Below are 15,830 nucleotides of genomic sequence, written 5' to 3' on the forward strand. Positions count from 1 at the left end.
GATCAGCCCCGGGCCAGCGTGAGCAGCCGGTCGAGCACGTGGTTGCCGTCGGTGCGCAGGCCGTTGTGCAGATATTCGTCGGTGAGCCACCGGTGCAGGCCGGGCAGCAGGTCGGCCGTCTCTTCCGAGAACCGCCGGATCACGTACGGGTCGTCGGCGTAGATGATGGCCGCGCACGGCACGTCGACCTGAGCCAGCACGTCGGCGTCGTACAGGCGTGGCCATTCGTGTTTCGCCAGAGCCTGGGCGACCTCGCGGTACGGCCGGAGCCCCGGCACGTCCTCGAAATGCCAGGGGTAGAGGTGCTCGGCGGTCAGCAGGAGGGAGTCGCCGGCGAAGTCCCCGCGTTGAACGCGGTCGGCGGACCATCGGGTGGCCCCGCCGTCGGCATAGCTGGACTCGTGCAGGACCGCGTAGATCGGGTTGCGGGAGCCGAACGGCAGCATCTCGGCGACGTCGTGCCGGAACGCCGGAGAGGCGAAATCCAGCTCGAGCACGTGATGCACGTTCTCCGCGCCGCCGTCCATGCCCAGATGGTGGCCGATGGTGCGCATCAGCCGCCGCGAGATCGGCTCGCCGCCGGGCGCCCGGACCTCACCGGCGTCGCATCGGTCGAGCAACTCCCGCAGCCGGGCGGCGTCGTGCGGGAACCTCCGGTGATAGCGGCGGTTCAGCACGCGCATCGCGTCGTAGGCGGCCGAGTAGACCTCGTCGACCGGGCGCCCGACCGGCGGTAGGCCGCCGGTGAAGAGCACCTCCCGAAGGCTGTCCGGGGCGGCGCACAGGTAGTGCAGCGCGGTGTATCCGCCGAACGACTGGCCGAGAAGGCTCCACCGCCGGGCGCCCAGATGTTCGCGCAGGCACTCGGCGTCCCGCACGATCGCATCGGCCCGGAAGTGGGTCAGCCGTCGAGCGTCCGCGGCCGCGTCCGGACCGGGGTCCCCGTAGGGCGTGGATCGTCCGGTGCCGCGCTGGTCGAGCATGATGACCCGGAAGTCCTCCAGGGCCCGTTCGAGCCAGGCCGGGGACATCGGACGGGACGACGGCCGTGGTGCCTCGAAGCCCGGGCCTCCCTGGAGGTAGACCAGGTAGGGGAGATCTCGCCCGTTCGCCGCCGCGATCTCCCGCGCGTAGACCTCGATGGTTGGCCCGTCGGCCTGATCGTGGTCGAGCGGGACCGTGATGACGTGGTCGGTCAGCAGCATCCCGGAATCCTACGGCCGTGGCCGCCACCTCGCCGCGTGTTGCAACTTTCGCGCATCGTCGTCACTTTCGGTCGGTGTGCCCGGTCCGCCGTGCTCGTGACTTCTCCGCCCTGTCACCGCCGGTGCGGAATTGTTACACGGAGCGTCCTCTTCATGACGATGAATATCTTGACATGCACATGTATCACTTCCTAGCTTAGGCGTCATATTCCGGAAACACTCCGAAAGTTTCGGACCGAAAGGTGGGCCTCATGGCACCTGATAGGACCCTCGCTGTGGCTGCCGTGCTGGCGTTGAGCGCCCTGAGCCTGGCCGCCTGCGGAGGAAGCGACGACGACGGCTCCGGCTCGGGCGGCAACGTCACGATGCAGCTGTGGGAGAACGCCACGACCGGTCCCGGCAAGGCGTTCTGGGACAAGGCCGCGGCCGACTTCCACACCGCCCACCCGAACGTCACGATCAAGATCCAGGCGGTTCAGAACGAGGACCTGGACGGCAAGCTCCAGACCGCGTTGAACTCCGGCTCCGCGCCCGACATCTTCCTCCAGCGCGGCGGCGGGAAGATGGCCGCGATGGTCGAGGCGGGCCAGCTCAAGGACATCACCGGCGACATCACCGCGGCGAGCAAGCAGGCGGTGGCCGGCGCGGCCCTCAAGACCGGCGAGGTCGACGGGAAGGCGTACGCCGTACCGATCTCGATCCTGCCCGGCGGCTTCTGGTACAGCAAGGACGTGTTCAAGAAGGCCGGAATCGAGACCCCGCCGACGACGCTGGACGGGCTCGACGCGGCCGTGACCAAGCTCAAGGCCAACGGCACGCCGATCGCCCTCGGCGGCAAGGACGCGTGGCCGGCCGCCCACTGGTACTACTTCTTCGCCCTGCGCGCCTGCAGCCAGGCCACGCTCGACGCCGCGGCGAAGAGCAAGACCTTCAACGACCCGTGCTGGACGAAGGCGGGCAACGACCTCAAGACGTTCGCCGATACCAAGCCGTTCGCCGCCGGCTTTCTGACCACGTCGGCCCAGCAGGGCGCGGGAAGCTCGGCCGGCCTGGTGGCCAACCACAAGGCGGGCATGGAGCTGATGGGCGCCTGGGACCCGGGGGTGATCGCCTCCCTGACCAAGGACGCCAAGCCGTTGCCCGACCTCGGCTACTTCCCCTTCCCGGCGGTCCCCGGCGGACAGGGCGACCCGGCCGCGATCATGGGCGGCGCGGACGGTTACTCGTGTTCGGCCCACGCCCCGAAGGAATGCACCGACTTCCTCAACTACCTGCTGACCAAGGATGTGCAGGAGGCCTACTACAAGGGCTTCAACGCGCTTCCGGTCAATAAGGACGCGCAGGGTGCGGTCACCGAGGACTACCTCAAGGCGGTGCTCGACGCCTACAACAAGGCGCCGTACGTCTCGCAGTGGCTGGACACGGTATACGGCCAGAGTGTCGGTAACGCGCTCAACGTCAGCGTCGTGAACATGCTCGCCGGCAAGGGAGACGTCGCCGGCATCATCAAGGCCGTGAACGACGCAGCCAAGAAGGGCTGAGAGGAAGCCGAGCGATGAGCAGCAACTTCGGTGGCGAGAGCTCAGCGGTCACTGAGGATGCGCCCGGCATCGGCCGGCGGGAGGGGGGTGGCGTGCAAGCGCCACCTCCGCTCCGTCCGATTCGGCGCGGAATCGGTTGGGCACAACGTCTGGAGATCGCGGCGCTGTCCGGTCCGGCGATCCTGGTGTACCTCGGCTTCGTGATCTTCCCGGTCCTGATGGCCGCGTACTACGGCTTCTATCGGTGGAAGGGGTTCGGTGTGCCGACGAACTTCGTCGGCCTCGAGAACTACAAGACCATTCTTCAGGACTCGCCTTTCCTCGCGGCGCTGGAGCACAACGCGCTGATCGTCGCGCTGTCGCTCGTTCTCCAGGGCCCGGTCGCGATCTTGCTGGCCCTGCTGCTCAACCAGAGGATCCGTGGCCGGTCCCTGGTCCGGGTGCTCATCTTCGTCCCGTTCGTGATCTCCGAGGTCATCGTCGGGACGGCCTGGAGTCTCATGCTCCAGACCAACGGCGCCGTCAACGGTCTCCTGAACTCGATCGGCCTCGGCTCACTCAGGCAGGACTGGCTGGCCAACCCGAAGCTCGCGCTCTGGACCTTGATGATGATTCTGACCTGGAAGTACATCGGCTTCGCGGTGATCCTGTTCCTGGCCGGAATGCAGAACATCCCGGAGGAGCTGTCCGAGGCCGCGGCCGTGGACGGCGCGTCGTACTGGCAGATCCAGCGGCGGATCACCCTGCCGCTGCTCGGGCCGACCATCCGGATCTGGGCGTTTCTGTCGATCATCGGCGCGTTACAACTGTTCGACCTCGTCTACATCATCTGGGGTCAGTACATTGCGGCGACCGCCGGAACCTCGACGATGGCGACGTACATGGTCACCGAGGGCCGCAACGCCGGCAACTACGGATACGGCAACGCGGTGGCGGTCGTCCTGTTCTTCATCTCGTTGGCCATCGCGCTGGTGTACCAGCGGTTCGTTCTGCGCCGGGACACCGAGGGCGCACTCACCGAGGGGCGGTAGACATGGCGATGACAGCCGCGGCCCGGCGCGGGCGCAGGCGCGACGGCGGTTGGGGCAACCCGGTCATCTACCTCGCCGCGCTCTTCCTGATCGGCTTGATGCTCGGACCCGTCCTCTACATCATCCTCGGCGGGTTCCGCACCAACTCGCAGATCACCGTGGACCCGGCGGGCCTGCCGCATCCGTGGAGGTTCGGCAACTACGGCGACGTGCTGACGAGTGAGACGTTCTGGCGGCAGGTCGGCAACTCGACGATCGTGGCCGTCGCCACGACCGTCGGCGTCGTCGTGCTGGGGGTCATGGCCAGTTACGTCCTGGCCCGATACCGGTTCCGGGGCCGCGGAGCGATGTACGCGCTTTTCGCCGCCGGCCTGATGTTCCCGGTGACCGTCGCCATCACGCCCCTGTACATCCTGGTGAAGAACCTGGGGCTGGTGAACACCCTGCCCGGCGTCATCCTTCCCCAGATCGCCTTCGGGCTGCCCACGACCATCATCATCCTGGTCCCGTTCCTGCGCGCGATTCCCAAGGAGATCGAGGAGGCCGCGGCGATCGACCGCTGCAGCCGGCTCGGCTTCTTCTGGCGGATGGTGCTCCCGCTTTCGGTGCCGGGCCTGATAACCACCGGGATCCTCGCGTTCATCGGCAGCTGGAACAGCTACCTGTTGCCGCTGTTCATCCTCAACGACCAGGACACCTTCACGCTGCCGCTGGGCGTGCAGGCTTTCGCGTCGCAATATTCGGTCGATACCGCGAAGGTGCTCGCGTTCACCTCCCTGTCGATGATTCCGGCGCTGGTGTTCTTCAGCCTGTTCGAGCGCCGCATCGTCGGCGGGCTCACCGGCGCGGTCAAGGGGTGATCCGGTCCGGCGACCGCGACATGCGGAGCGGGTTCGCGACGTATGGCTCATGCCCCCTGTCACGGGATGCCGTAAGCTGCTTTTCCTAAAGCGCTTTTTGGGGGACCGGGGCGAGGCTGACGCGGTGGGGCAACGAGACGACGGCGGGGCACCGGCGGCCGGGCACCGGGTCACGATCTACCAGGTGGCCGAACGGGCGCAAGTCAGCATCTCGACCGTATCGAATGTGCTGAACAAGCCCGAGCGGGTCAGCGCCTCGACGCGCGAGCGGGTTCTCGCGGTCGTCGACGAGCTCGGATTCATGCCGAAGGTCCAGGCGGTGAGTCTGGCCCGCCGCGGTACGGGCCGGGTCGGTGTGATGGCCCCGTTCACCTCGTACGGTTCCTACCTCCGGCGCCTCGCGGGCGTGCTGACGGCCGCGACCGAGCTGGAGATCGACGTCCTCGTGTTCGATCACGAGTCGGCGGCCCTCGCCTCGTCGCCGGTGCTGGCCAGCATGCCCATTCACGGCCGGCTGGACGGTCTCATCGTGATGGGTCTGCAGATCGAGGTGGGTATCGCCGAACGGCTGCGGGAGCGGGGGCTTCCGACCGTCGCCGTGGACGCCGACAGCGAGCTGTTCAGCCGTGTCGTCATCGGCGACAACGACGGTGGCCGGCTCGCGGCGCGTCATCTGATCGCCAGGGGCTACCGGTCGACCGGCTACCTGCTCGAGCGGCAGGTCTCGGATTACGAGTCCCAGGCGATCAAGCGCCTCGCCGGGTTCCGTGATGTGGTGTCGGCGGCCGGCGGCACGGTGAAAGTCGCGACCAGTGAGAACTCGGTCGAGGGCGCCCGGCGGGCGGCCGGCGAGCTGCTCGACGGCGAGGACCGGCCGCGCGCCGTCATGGCGCACCACGACGCGCTCGCGGTGGGGATCCTGTTGGCGGCGCGGGATCGCGGGCTGCGGGTGCCGGAGGATGTCGCGGTGATGGGCTTCGACGACGGTGAGGCCGCCGCGGCGGCCGACCTGACCACGGTCCGGCAGCCGTTCGAGGAGTCGGGCAGCACGGCGCTGAGCGTCCTGCTGAGCCACATCGGCGGCGCGGCGCTGCGATCGACCACGATGCTCGATGTTCAGGTGGTCGAACGCTCCACGACCTGAGCGGCCGCCGGTTCCACGCCGATCGCGGCCCGCGCGGTGGTCCCGGCGCGACACGATAAAAGTGCTTCTATAAAAACGCTTGACTCCATCGTGCCGATGCGGTTTCGTGCTTGTGACAAACCTGCTCGGGTGCGCCTAACCGCAGGTAGACGCCGTGCCGAAGCCTCGGAGCGGCGGGGGTCCGGGCGCTCGACCACCGATCGGAGGCAACCGTGAGCCTGGACGAGGCGGTGCGGCGGTTCCTGGACACGAAGCCGGACTCGGGCAGCCCGCGGCTACCGATCGGTGAGCGGCGGTCGATCATCAACCAGGGTTCCGACCGGCTGTTCGGCATGTTCGGCGAACCGGTCGCCGCCGTGTACGCGGAGGACGACGTCGAGGTGACCCGAGCCGGTGGCCCGCTGCGGGCCCGGGTGTACCGGCCGAGTGACGCCACCGGGCTGCCCCTTCACGTCTTCCTGCACGGCGGCGGGTTCTGGCTGGGCTCCGTCGACGAACGCGTCAACGAGGCGATGTGCCGGCAACGGTGCCGGGACGCCGGGTGCGTCGTCGTCGCCGTCGAATACCGCCTGGCACCGGAACATCCGTTCCCGGCCCCGGTCGAGGACTGCTACGCGGCGCTGCGGTGGGCCGTCGAACACGCCCGCGAGATCGGCGCGGATCCCGCCGTGGTCTCCATCGGTGGTGTCTCCGCCGGGGCCAATCTCGCCGCCGCGGTCGCCCTCCTCGCCCGCGACCGCGGCGGCCCGGCGCTGTGCCTTCAGGTGCTCGAGGTCCCGCCACTCGACCTGACCCTGGACACCATGCGCGCCTCGGGAGTCGGCGGCGGCTACGGCATCACCGTCGACGAGATGCGTCTGTGCGCCGACCTCTACCTGCGCTCGCCGGCCGACGCCCGCGACCCCCTCGCGTCGCCGCTGCTGGCCGGGGAGGTGGCCGGATTGCCGCCGGCCCGGATCCAGTGCGCGCAGTTCGATCCCTTGCGCCTCGACGGCGAGCGGTACGCCCAGCGGCTCCGCGCCGCGGAAGTCCCCGTCGCCCTCCACGTCTATCCCGGCGCCGTGCACGGGGCCCTCGCGCTGACCGGCACCTGGCCGCCCGCCCGCACCTGGCACCGCGACGTCGTCGCATCGCTGCGAGAGGGCCACACGAACCGCGCCACCCACGTCGCCCATCCGCAGTAACCACCCCCCGATCCAGGAGGCCCGACATGTCTCACCCGATAGTCAGCCGGCGCTTGACCGGCCGGAAACGACCGTTGCTCGCCGTCGCGGCACTCGCCGGTGCGCTGGCCGCCTCGGCCTGCAGCGCGCCCGGTGGTGACTCCGGCACCGCCGCGCCGGCGGGCAGCACGGCAGCCGTTGCGACATCCTGCGGGAGCGCCCCGGTCACCCTCAAGGGCTACTTCGAGACCGGTTTTCCTCTCCCGAAACAGCTCACCGATGAATTCACCAAGCAGTTTCCCAACGTCAAGTGGGACATCCGGGAGGACCAGTTCGCCGTCATCACCCAGAACGCGCCCCGGGTCCTCTCCGACGACCCGCCGGATCTGATGCGCCTTCCCCAGGTCTCCGAACTGGTCAAGGACAACCTGTTGAAGAACCTCGACGGCTATGCCGGCGCGTACGGCTGGGACAAGTGGCCGGCCTCGCAACTGGCGCAGATGCGGGTCGGTCCGACCGGCGAGCGCGGTGACGGCCCCCTTTACGCCCAAGGGCTGAACTTCAGCATGACCGGCCTGTTCTACAACAAGAAGCTGGCGGCGCAGATCGGCATGACGCAGCCGCCGGCCACGCTGGCCGACCTGGACGCCGCACTGCAGAAGGCCAAAGGTGCCGGGATCACCCCGATCGATCAGTTCAACGGCGGTGCGACCGGCGGCCTCGCCTTCCCGCTGCAGAACCTGATGGCCGCCTACGGAGACGCCGGGCCGATCAACGACTGGATCTTCCAGAAGAAGGGCGCCACCATCGACACGCCCAGCAACCTGCAGGCCGTCCAGCACCTGCAGCAGTGGATCAAGGCGGGCTACTTCGCGTCCGACATCAACTCGCAGGACTACGCGACGATGATGAGCCGCTTCATCGCCGGCAAGAGCCTGTTCATCTTCGACGGGGACTGGGAGTCCGGCAACCTCGACAAGCAGATGGCCGGCAACGTCGGGTTCTTCCTGATGCCCTCGCAGACCGCGGGTGGTAAGCAGGCCGCGATGTCCGCCCCACTGACGTACGGCATCAGCACCAAGGCCCCGCACGCGGACTGCGCCGCGTTCTTCCTCAACTGGGTGGCGACCAACCAGAAGGCCCGCGACATCGACGTGTCGGTGGGCGGCTCGCACCCGATGGGCCCGTCGGACGCCTACATGCCGCCGGTGAAGCAGGGCACCGTCACCGCGGCCACCCTCACCGCCGGCGCGAAGATCGGTCAGGACAACGGGGCGATGGACTTCATCGCCAACGCCACCGGCGCGATCTACGCCAAGAGCTGGACACCGCAGCTGCAGAAGCTGGTCGCCGGACAGCAGACGCCGGACCAGCTGCTCAAGTCGGTGCAGAAGGACTACGAAAGCCAGGTCAAGGGCTGACCACGGTGAGACCTTCCGCGCAATCGACGTCGACGACTGCTCCGGGGCGGCGCTCGCGCCGCCCCGGGGCGTGGCTGGGCTGGCTGTTCGCCGCTCCAGCGGTCGTGGTGTACGCGACCTTCGTGCTGCGGCCGCTGCTGCTCACGATCCAGTACTCGCTGTACGACTGGGACGGCATCGGCCCGTCGACCTGGGTCGGGCTGGCCAACTACGGCCGGCTGTTCACCGACCGGGACCTGCTCGATCCGATCCTGCACGCGTTCGAGCTGATCGTGTTCTTCAGCTTCGTACCGGTGATTCTCGGACTGCTCGTGGCGTCGACGATCCGGCGGATCGCGGAGAGCCGGCTCGCGCTGGTCGCCCGGACGGTGCTGTTCCTGCCGCAGGTCATCCCGCTGGTGGCGGCCGGCATCATGTGGAGTTGGCTGCTGTCGTCGACCGGGCTGGTCAACGAGATCCTCCGGGCGGTCGGGCTGGGCGGCCTCACCCGGGCCTGGCTGGGTGACTTCGGCACCGCGCTGCCCGCGGTCGGGGTGATCGGGGCCTGGGTGCTGGTCGGCCTGTGCACGCTGCTGCTGCTCGCCGGCATGAGCAAGATCGACGCCGCCCTGTACGAGGCGGCCCGGCTCGACGGCGCCGGACCGGTGCGCGAGTTCTTCTCGATCACGCTGCCCGGCCTGCGTCAGGAACTCGGCGTCGCGGTCACGGTGACCATGATCGCCGCGCTGGCGAGCTTCGACGTCATCTACGTCTCCACCCAGGGTGGCCCCGGCAACGCCACGATGGTGCCCGGCCTGGAGATCTACTACCTGGCCTTCTCCGAGCGGAAGGTCGGCGTGGCGTCGGCGCTGGCCGTCGCGCTGATGGTCCTCGTCCTGGCCTGCATCCTGCCCATCCAACGCTTCACCAGAGACGGAAACCGATGATCGTCGCACGTCGTGAGACCCTGACCGGGCGGGTCCTGCTGATCCTGCTGATGACGATAACCGTGGTGCCGTTCGTCAGCCTGTTCGTCACCGCCCTGCATCCGTCGGGCACCTATCCGGAAGGCCTGTCCTGGCCGGCGCATCCACAGTGGAGCAATTTCACCGGCGCGTTCCGGGCCGCGCACATGAGCGAGCTGCTGCTGTCGAGCGCGCTGATCGTGCTCGGTGTGGTGCCGGCGTCGCTCCTGCTCGGCACGATGGCCGGGTTCGCCTTCGGGCATCTGCGGATGCCCGGCCACCGGATCGGGTTCCTGGCTTTCGTCCTCGGCCTGACGCTGCCCTTCGAGGGCATCATCACGCCGCTGTACTACCAGGTCCGGGACATGGGTCTGCTCAACACGCGGTGGGCGATCATCCTGCCGCTCATCGGCCTGTTCATGCCGTTCTCCGTGCTGTGGATGCGGGCGCACTTCGTCAACATGCCGGACGAGCTGTCCGAGGCGGCGAGCATCGACGGGGCCGGCACCTGGCAGCTGTTCTGGCGCATTCACGTGCCACTGGCCAAGCCGGCGCTCTCCTCACTGGCGATCCTGTTGTTCCTCTGGACCTGGAACCAGTTCCTTCTCGCCATCGTGCTCGTCGACGACCCGGCCAAGCGGACGATGGCCGGAGCGCTGGGCGCCTTCCAAGGGCAGTGGGGAACCGACATTCCGTTGCTGTGCGCGGGATCCCTGCTGATCCTGGCGCCGACACTCGCCATCTTCCTGATCTTCCAACGCCGATTCGTCTCCGCGCTGCTGCAGGGATCCATCAAGGGCTGAACCCGCGTACGCCAAGGAGCACCTCTCGTGCCCGAACCCACACCGGCACCTCGAACCAAGTCCAGCCACGACAGGAACCCGCCCGTGACCCCACCCCGCACCTTCGCCCGCGGTGAACGCCGCCAGTTCCTGCGCTATACCAGAACCGACCGATGGCCTCTGCTCGAACGCTTTCCGGTCCCCGCCGCGGTCCACACCGATCTCCTCGCCGCCATGCTGGCGTGTGAGCCGGACCGGATAGAGACGATCGTCGGCGACCTGGAGGACGAGACCTCCCGCGCGGTGAGCGAGATGATGGCCGAGGCCGGCTTCCGCGCGGCGGTCGAGGCGTTGCCGTTCCACGACGACGACCGCGTCGTCGGCCTCGGCGACTCGATCACCGCCGATCGCACCGGGTGGTTCGAGATGCTCGCCGCGTCGATCGAGTTCGCCGGCACCAGCCGTGCCGAACTGCACAACCTCGGCGTCAGCGGCAACACCACCGCCGACGTCCTCGAACGCTACGACCTCATCGAGGCCGCCCGTCCCAGCCACGTCCTGCTCATGCTCGGCACCAACGACGTCCGGGCCCACGGCCGCACCGGCGGGTACCGGATGGTCACCAGCCACGAGACCGAACGAAACCTGAGAGCCCTGATCGACCTGATCACCGGCGACCTCGGCGCCTCGATCACCCTCATCACACCGCCGCCCGTCGACCAGCACCGCATCGACGGGTTCTTCACCGCGTCCCCGGTCCGGTGGGACGCCACGACGGTGGACGAGATCGCGGCCGTGGTCCGCAAACTCGACCCGGACTGCGTCGACCTGCACACCGCGTTCGGGACCGCCGGCTCCGCGGACCTGCTCGAAGCCGACGGAGTGCACCCGACGGTGCCCGGTCAACGGTTCATTCTGCGGACGATCGTCAACCGGCTGGCCAGGTGAGCCGCTTCGCCGAGCCGGTGGTGCCGCCGGCCGGGCCGAACTGCCACCAGTTGACGTTCATCAGATAACCGGTGCCCCCGGTGAACCGCAGATAGAGGTCGTGTGTCCCGGTCGCGCCGCTGGTCGGACAACTGACCGTGGTCCAGGCCTGCCAGCCGCCGGTGCCTGGGACGGTGCAGGTGCCGGCCAGAGTTCCGGTGGGACTGTCCAGGCGCAGCTCGATGCGTCCGCCCGCGGTGCCGGAGGCGACCCGGGCGGTGAACGAGCTCGCGCCGGCGCCGAAGGCGACACCCTTGACCTTGAGGTAGTCGCCGTTCTCGATGTAGCCGACGTCCATGCCGCTCTCAGCGGCCGGCTCCGTCTCCACTCCCGACTCCCAGGCGATCGTCTCCGCTTCCTGCCGCGTGTACGGGTTGAGCGTGCCGATCTGCGGCGCGCCGGTCGTGGTCATGGTGATCGTCGGGATGGTTCCGTCGGCGCGGTAGGCGAACTTCTCGACGGCCACCGACCGGGTGTAGCCGCCACCGCCCGGAAGCGCGCCGTTGTGGTAGAAGAAATACGACCCGCCGTTGAAGTCGATGACACCGGGGTGGTTGGTGAAGCTGCTGCCCTGCGTGGGCATGATGGTGCCGCGATAGGTCCAGGGTCCGGTCGGGCCGGGCGCGGTGGAGTAGGCGATGAATTCCGAGCAGCACTTCGCGGCGAAGACGATGTAGTAGAGACCGTTGCGCTTGTAGACCCACGGTCCTTCCTCAAACAGCGTGGGCCGGGCGGCATCGCCGGTGCGGGTGCCGAAGCCGGCCGTGGTCAGCGCAATCTTGGCCGGGCTTCCGGCGTACGAGGCCATGTCGGGGTTGAGTTTGACGTACCACAGGTCGGGGTTGCCCCAGTAGAGGTAGGCCTGGCCGTCGTCGTCGATGAACACGGTCGGGTCGATCTGGCCGTTGCTGACCAGCGGGTGGCCGATCGCGTCGGTGAACGGCCCGGTGGGGCTGTTGGAGACGGCCACGCCGATGCCCATCTGGCCGGTGGCGCGCACGGTCATCGGCACGTACCAGTAGAACTTGCCGTTGCGGTAGATGGTCTGCCCGGCCCAGGCGTTCGCGCTGGCCCAGCTGAAACTGGCCAGGTTGAGCGGGGAGCCGTGGTCGGTCCAGTTGACCATGTCGGCCGAGGACCAGACCCGCCATTCCTTCATGGTGAAGTAGGTCGAGTTGTCCTCGTCGTGCCCGGTGTAGAGGTAGACCCGTCCGTTGTAGACCAGGGGAGCCGGGTCCGCGGTGTAGATCGTCTGAATGATCGGATTGTCGGCCCGAGCCGCGGCCGGCCTCAACCCGGGCACCAGGGCCAGCATGCACAGCAGCGGAACCATCCAGGCAACGGTTCGCCGGCGCCCTCGGGGGATGGCGAATTTCACGGTGACTCCTTTTCCAGACCTTCGGCGGTGTATGGGCCGAGCCGGCGGGTGCTGGGCCGGCCGGTGCTGGGGGAGCGGTCAGCCCACCCGGCAGGTGGGGGTGGCGGTGGGGCCGGTGCCGGTGCCCTGGAAGCCGAAGTCGGTGGAGCCGCCGGCCGGGATCTGGGCGTTGTAGCCGACGTTGCGGAACGTCGAGCCGCTGTTGGTGGCGTTCCAGACTCCGGTCACCGCCCCGCCGGAGGGCAGCGTCACGGTCACCGTCCATCCGTTGACCGCGGCCGCGCCGGCCGTGACGTGGACCGACGCCGTGTAGCCGCCGTTCCAGGAGTTGAGCGAAACGGAGGCGTTGCAACCGCCGGAAGCCGGGGTGGTGGGACTCGAGCCGGACGTTCCGCCGCCGGCGTTGAGGGCGTTGAGCACCGAGGTGTACGCCGCCTTCTTGTTGCCCGAGGCGTCGAACAGCAGGGGGTTCTCGCCGGTTCGCCACGAGTCGCTGTCGCGGATGCCCCAGACCGTGATGCCGGTGCAGCGGGACACCGCCATGCAGGCCTTGGTCACCGTGGCGTAGATATTGGCCTGGTTGCCGCCCTGCGCGACGTCGAGCTCGGTGATCTGCACGTCGACACCGAGGTTGGCGAAGCGCTGCAGGTTGGCCTGGTAGTCGCCGGGGATGCTGGTGCCCAGGTGGGACTGGAAACCGACGCAGTCGATCGGCACGCCGCGCGCCTTGAAGTCGGCGACCATGTTGTAGACGCCGGTGCTCTTGGCGTTGACGCCGTCGGTGTTGTAGTCGTTGTAGCAGAGCTTCGCGCCCGGGTCGGCGGTGTGCGCGGCCCGGAACGCGGCCTCGATCCAGTCGTTGCCGGTGCGCTGCAGGTTGGAGTCGCGGCGGCCGCCGCTGCCGCCGTCGGCGAACGCCTCGTTGACCACGTCCCAGGCGTAGATCTTGCCCTTGTAGTGGCTCGCGACCTGGGTGACGTGGTTGATCATCGCGCTGCGCAGGGCGCTGCCCGACAGGCCGGCGACCCAGGACGGCTGCTGGGCGTGCCAGAGCAGGTTGTGCCCGCGCACCCGGGAGCCGTTGGACTGGGCCTGGGCGACGATGCGGTCGCCGTTGGTGAAGGTGAACCGGCCCTGGGACGGCTCGGTGGCGTCCCACTTCATCTCGTTCTCCGGGGTGATCATGTTGAATTCGCGGGTCAGGATGCCGGTGTAGGTGGAGTCGCCGAGTTTGCCGGCGGCGACGGCGGTGCCGAAGTAGCGGCCGGACTGGGCGGCCGAGGCACCGAGCGTGGTCGCCGCTTCGGCGGTGCCGATCAGGGCGACCCCGGCGGTCAGGGCCGCGGCCGCGGCAGTGCCGCAGAGCAGGAGGAATCGAGGACGGAATCGCATGGCGAACTCCCGAGGACAGCGAGGACGGCGGGCGGCCTGCGGCCCTCGGGGAGTGGCGCGGCGGTGGATCCGCGGCGACGACCGGCAGGAATCGGTGTTCGCCAATGTTTTCAGCATGCCGCCGGGCGCTTCAAGATCGACCAATTCGCGGGCGTGCCCATAACGGCTTTTCACGGCGACTTGCCGGGTCGCCGGTTCGTAACGGTTGTTCAGCCGAGCGGGCGGCGTACGAAAAAGGAGCCGGCGGCGTGGAACGGCGCGCTCCCGTCGTTCTGGTCGATCCACATCTCGGTGCCGACGTGGCGCACGAAGAAGCCCCGGTAGTTGAACGATTCCAGCGACAGCGAGCCGGGCTGGAAGCCGGCCCGGGCGCAGAACGTGGCGTCCTGGCGGAACAGCACGGTGCCCTCGTCGGCGCTCAGCCGCAGACGGAACGATGAATGGCGCAGGTAGCGGCCGTCCGGGTCGCGGAACGAGAAACAGGACGGATCGGCGAGGCCGGCGACGGCGTGCAGGGTGGCCCGTTTCCGCGCACCGGCATCAGTCGCCGCGCTCAGCACGCCCTCGTCCGCCACGACGGCGACATAGCGCCCGGGCTGGTCGGCCGACTCCAGTGACACCGGGCCGGCCTGGAGCAGGGCGGCGGTCGGGTCCGGCCGGGGCGTGCCGGTGCCCGACAACCGATGCGGTGCGACGGCCTCGGCCCGGGCCGGCGGCACCGCGGACGGCCGCTGCGTCACCGGCACGGCGATGCCGAGGGCCAGCACGCCCACGCTGACGGTGGTCATCACCGGATGCGCCGCGGCCGCCTGGGCGAGACGACCGAGCCACAAGGTGGTGCCGGCCTTCGCCCCCACCGCGGCGGCGAGCCCGGCCGGAACCGGAAGGAGAACAAGGCCGGCCAGGAGTCGTTCGGCGGCCACGAGGCGCCGGGCGGTCGGAGCACACACCGGGCAGGTCAGGACGTGGCGTCCGATCCGCTTGCGCCAGAACGAGTTCGGCACCGCGTCCCAGTCCGCGATCACCTCGGCGAGCCCGTCACAACCGGGCATCGCGTCGAGGGCGGCGACGATTTTCCGGCTCAGGTCGAGCTGCTCCCGCATCCGCTGCAGGCGTACGCCGGCATGTGCGACGTTGGTCTCCAGTGCGGCCGCCACCTCCGGCCGGCTCAGTTCGCCGGCGGTCTCCAGCCACCAGAGTGAGTAGACGGCGCGGTCATCGGGGCTCATCCACCGCACGGCGTGGCCCACCTGCCGGCGCTGCGCGGACAACTCGGTGCGCAGCAGCGCCGCGCCTTCGAATTCCGCTCCGGCATCGGGCCGGCCCAGGGCTGTTTCCAGCGGCACCACACGCCGGGCGACGACGTCCTCTCGCGCCAGGTGGCTGGAGACCTGACGTACGGCGATCGCCGCCAGCCAGGGCCGGAAACTGCTCGTGGCGCGAAGGTCGGGCAGCTGCCGGAACGCTCGCACCATGACGTCCTGCACGACGTCGTCGACCGCGGCGTCGCCGGGCAACGCCTGCCGGACGAGGTTGTAGACCAGGGGCAGACAGCGCCGGGCCAGCTCGTTCAGCGCCGCGCGATCGCCGGCCCGGGCCGCCGCGACGACCGCGTCCTCGCGAAGCTGAGATGGCTGGACCACCGGCGTGTCCTGACTTTCTGGAGGTGAACGTTCACATTGCCGCGTTCGTATGCTAGGAGCGCCGTCGACGGCATTTCAAGAGCCCGCACGGGACCGCCGCCCTCGAATTCGCGGCGCCGTCCGTCGACGCGTGAGCGGTCGTGGGCGCGGTATCCGCGTTGGCCGATATGAAATGGTGCGGTGCTCGCGGATGAAAACTACTGAAAAACTGTTACTACCACCAACCCGGGACCATCGGGAAATCGTAACTGGATAGGTGTCGTTGATCTTTCAGTGCCGCGGAGGGCTCTGAAAGCGTTGACTATTCGTGCCTGCCGAGTCCGCGCCGTCGTATGACGA

The 15,830-nt window shown here is 68.7% G+C and carries 13 protein-coding genes; 9 read left to right on the forward strand and 4 right to left on the reverse strand.

Features of this window, described 5'->3' with window-relative positions; translation table 11 throughout:
• Positions 1–2: 2 nt before the first annotated feature.
• Positions 3–1,205 (reverse strand): alpha/beta fold hydrolase, encoded by a 1,203-nt coding sequence (locus tag AB0M88_RS35990; protein ID WP_364110292.1) that lies wholly within the window; start codon positions 1,203–1,205, stop codon positions 3–5.
• A 251-nt stretch (positions 1,206–1,456) separates the two neighbouring features.
• Between AB0M88_RS35990 and AB0M88_RS35995 the strand changes: the two genes are divergently transcribed.
• From AB0M88_RS35995 to AB0M88_RS36035, 9 genes are all read left to right on the forward strand, one after another.
• Positions 1,457–2,746, forward strand: a complete 1,290-nt coding sequence (locus AB0M88_RS35995; protein ID WP_364110293.1) for an extracellular solute-binding protein — start codon at positions 1,457–1,459, stop codon at positions 2,744–2,746.
• A 14-nt stretch (positions 2,747–2,760) separates the two neighbouring features.
• Positions 2,761–3,777, forward strand: coding sequence for a sugar ABC transporter permease (locus tag AB0M88_RS36000; RefSeq protein WP_364110294.1), 1,017 nt, complete (start codon positions 2,761–2,763; stop codon positions 3,775–3,777).
• A gap of 2 nt (positions 3,778–3,779) precedes the next feature.
• Complete coding sequence (locus AB0M88_RS36005) at positions 3,780–4,637, forward strand: carbohydrate ABC transporter permease (RefSeq protein ID WP_364110295.1); 858 nt, start codon at positions 3,780–3,782, stop codon at positions 4,635–4,637.
• Positions 4,638–4,761: 124 nt separating this feature from the next.
• Positions 4,762–5,781 (forward strand): LacI family DNA-binding transcriptional regulator, encoded by a 1,020-nt coding sequence (locus tag AB0M88_RS36010; RefSeq protein WP_364110296.1) that lies wholly within the window; start codon positions 4,762–4,764, stop codon positions 5,779–5,781.
• A gap of 212 nt (positions 5,782–5,993) precedes the next feature.
• The gene (locus AB0M88_RS36015; RefSeq protein ID WP_364110297.1) at positions 5,994–6,965 is read left to right on the forward strand and encodes an alpha/beta hydrolase; all 972 of its coding nucleotides are present in this window, start codon (positions 5,994–5,996) and stop codon (positions 6,963–6,965) included.
• 26 nt (positions 6,966–6,991) lie between these two features.
• Positions 6,992–8,365: an ABC transporter substrate-binding protein gene (locus AB0M88_RS36020; RefSeq protein WP_364110298.1), complete on the forward strand. Its 1,374-nt coding sequence runs from the start codon at positions 6,992–6,994 to the stop codon at positions 8,363–8,365.
• A 5-nt stretch (positions 8,366–8,370) separates the two neighbouring features.
• On the forward strand, positions 8,371–9,291 hold the full coding sequence (locus tag AB0M88_RS36025; RefSeq protein WP_364110299.1) for a sugar ABC transporter permease: 921 nt from the start codon (positions 8,371–8,373) through the stop codon (positions 9,289–9,291).
• On the forward strand, positions 9,288–10,112 hold the full coding sequence (locus AB0M88_RS36030) for a carbohydrate ABC transporter permease (RefSeq protein ID WP_364110300.1): 825 nt from the start codon (positions 9,288–9,290) through the stop codon (positions 10,110–10,112). The genes AB0M88_RS36025 and AB0M88_RS36030 overlap by 4 nt, the downstream gene beginning before the upstream one ends.
• Positions 10,113–10,196: 84 nt before the next feature.
• Positions 10,197–11,039: a GDSL-type esterase/lipase family protein gene (locus AB0M88_RS36035; RefSeq protein ID WP_364110301.1), complete on the forward strand. Its 843-nt coding sequence runs from the start codon at positions 10,197–10,199 to the stop codon at positions 11,037–11,039.
• Here the strand turns inward: AB0M88_RS36035 and AB0M88_RS36040 are convergent.
• The 3 genes from AB0M88_RS36040 to AB0M88_RS36050 form a co-directional block, all read right to left on the reverse strand.
• Entirely contained in the window at positions 11,020–12,456 is a 1,437-nt protein-coding gene (locus AB0M88_RS36040) for a glycoside hydrolase family 43 protein (RefSeq protein ID WP_364110302.1), read from the reverse strand. The genes AB0M88_RS36035 and AB0M88_RS36040 overlap by 20 nt on opposite strands.
• A gap of 78 nt (positions 12,457–12,534) precedes the next feature.
• Positions 12,535–13,848, reverse strand: a complete 1,314-nt coding sequence (locus tag AB0M88_RS36045; protein WP_364110303.1) for an endo-1,4-beta-xylanase — start codon at positions 13,846–13,848, stop codon at positions 12,535–12,537.
• A 209-nt stretch (positions 13,849–14,057) separates the two neighbouring features.
• Complete coding sequence (locus AB0M88_RS36050; RefSeq protein ID WP_364110304.1) at positions 14,058–15,491, reverse strand: sigma-70 family RNA polymerase sigma factor; 1,434 nt, start codon at positions 15,489–15,491, stop codon at positions 14,058–14,060.
• Positions 15,492–15,830 lie beyond the last annotated feature (339 nt).

Origin of the sequence: Actinoplanes sp. NPDC051411, from assembly GCF_040682075.1 — a bacterium.
Classification (GTDB): Bacteria; Actinomycetota; Actinomycetes; order Mycobacteriales; family Micromonosporaceae; genus Actinoplanes.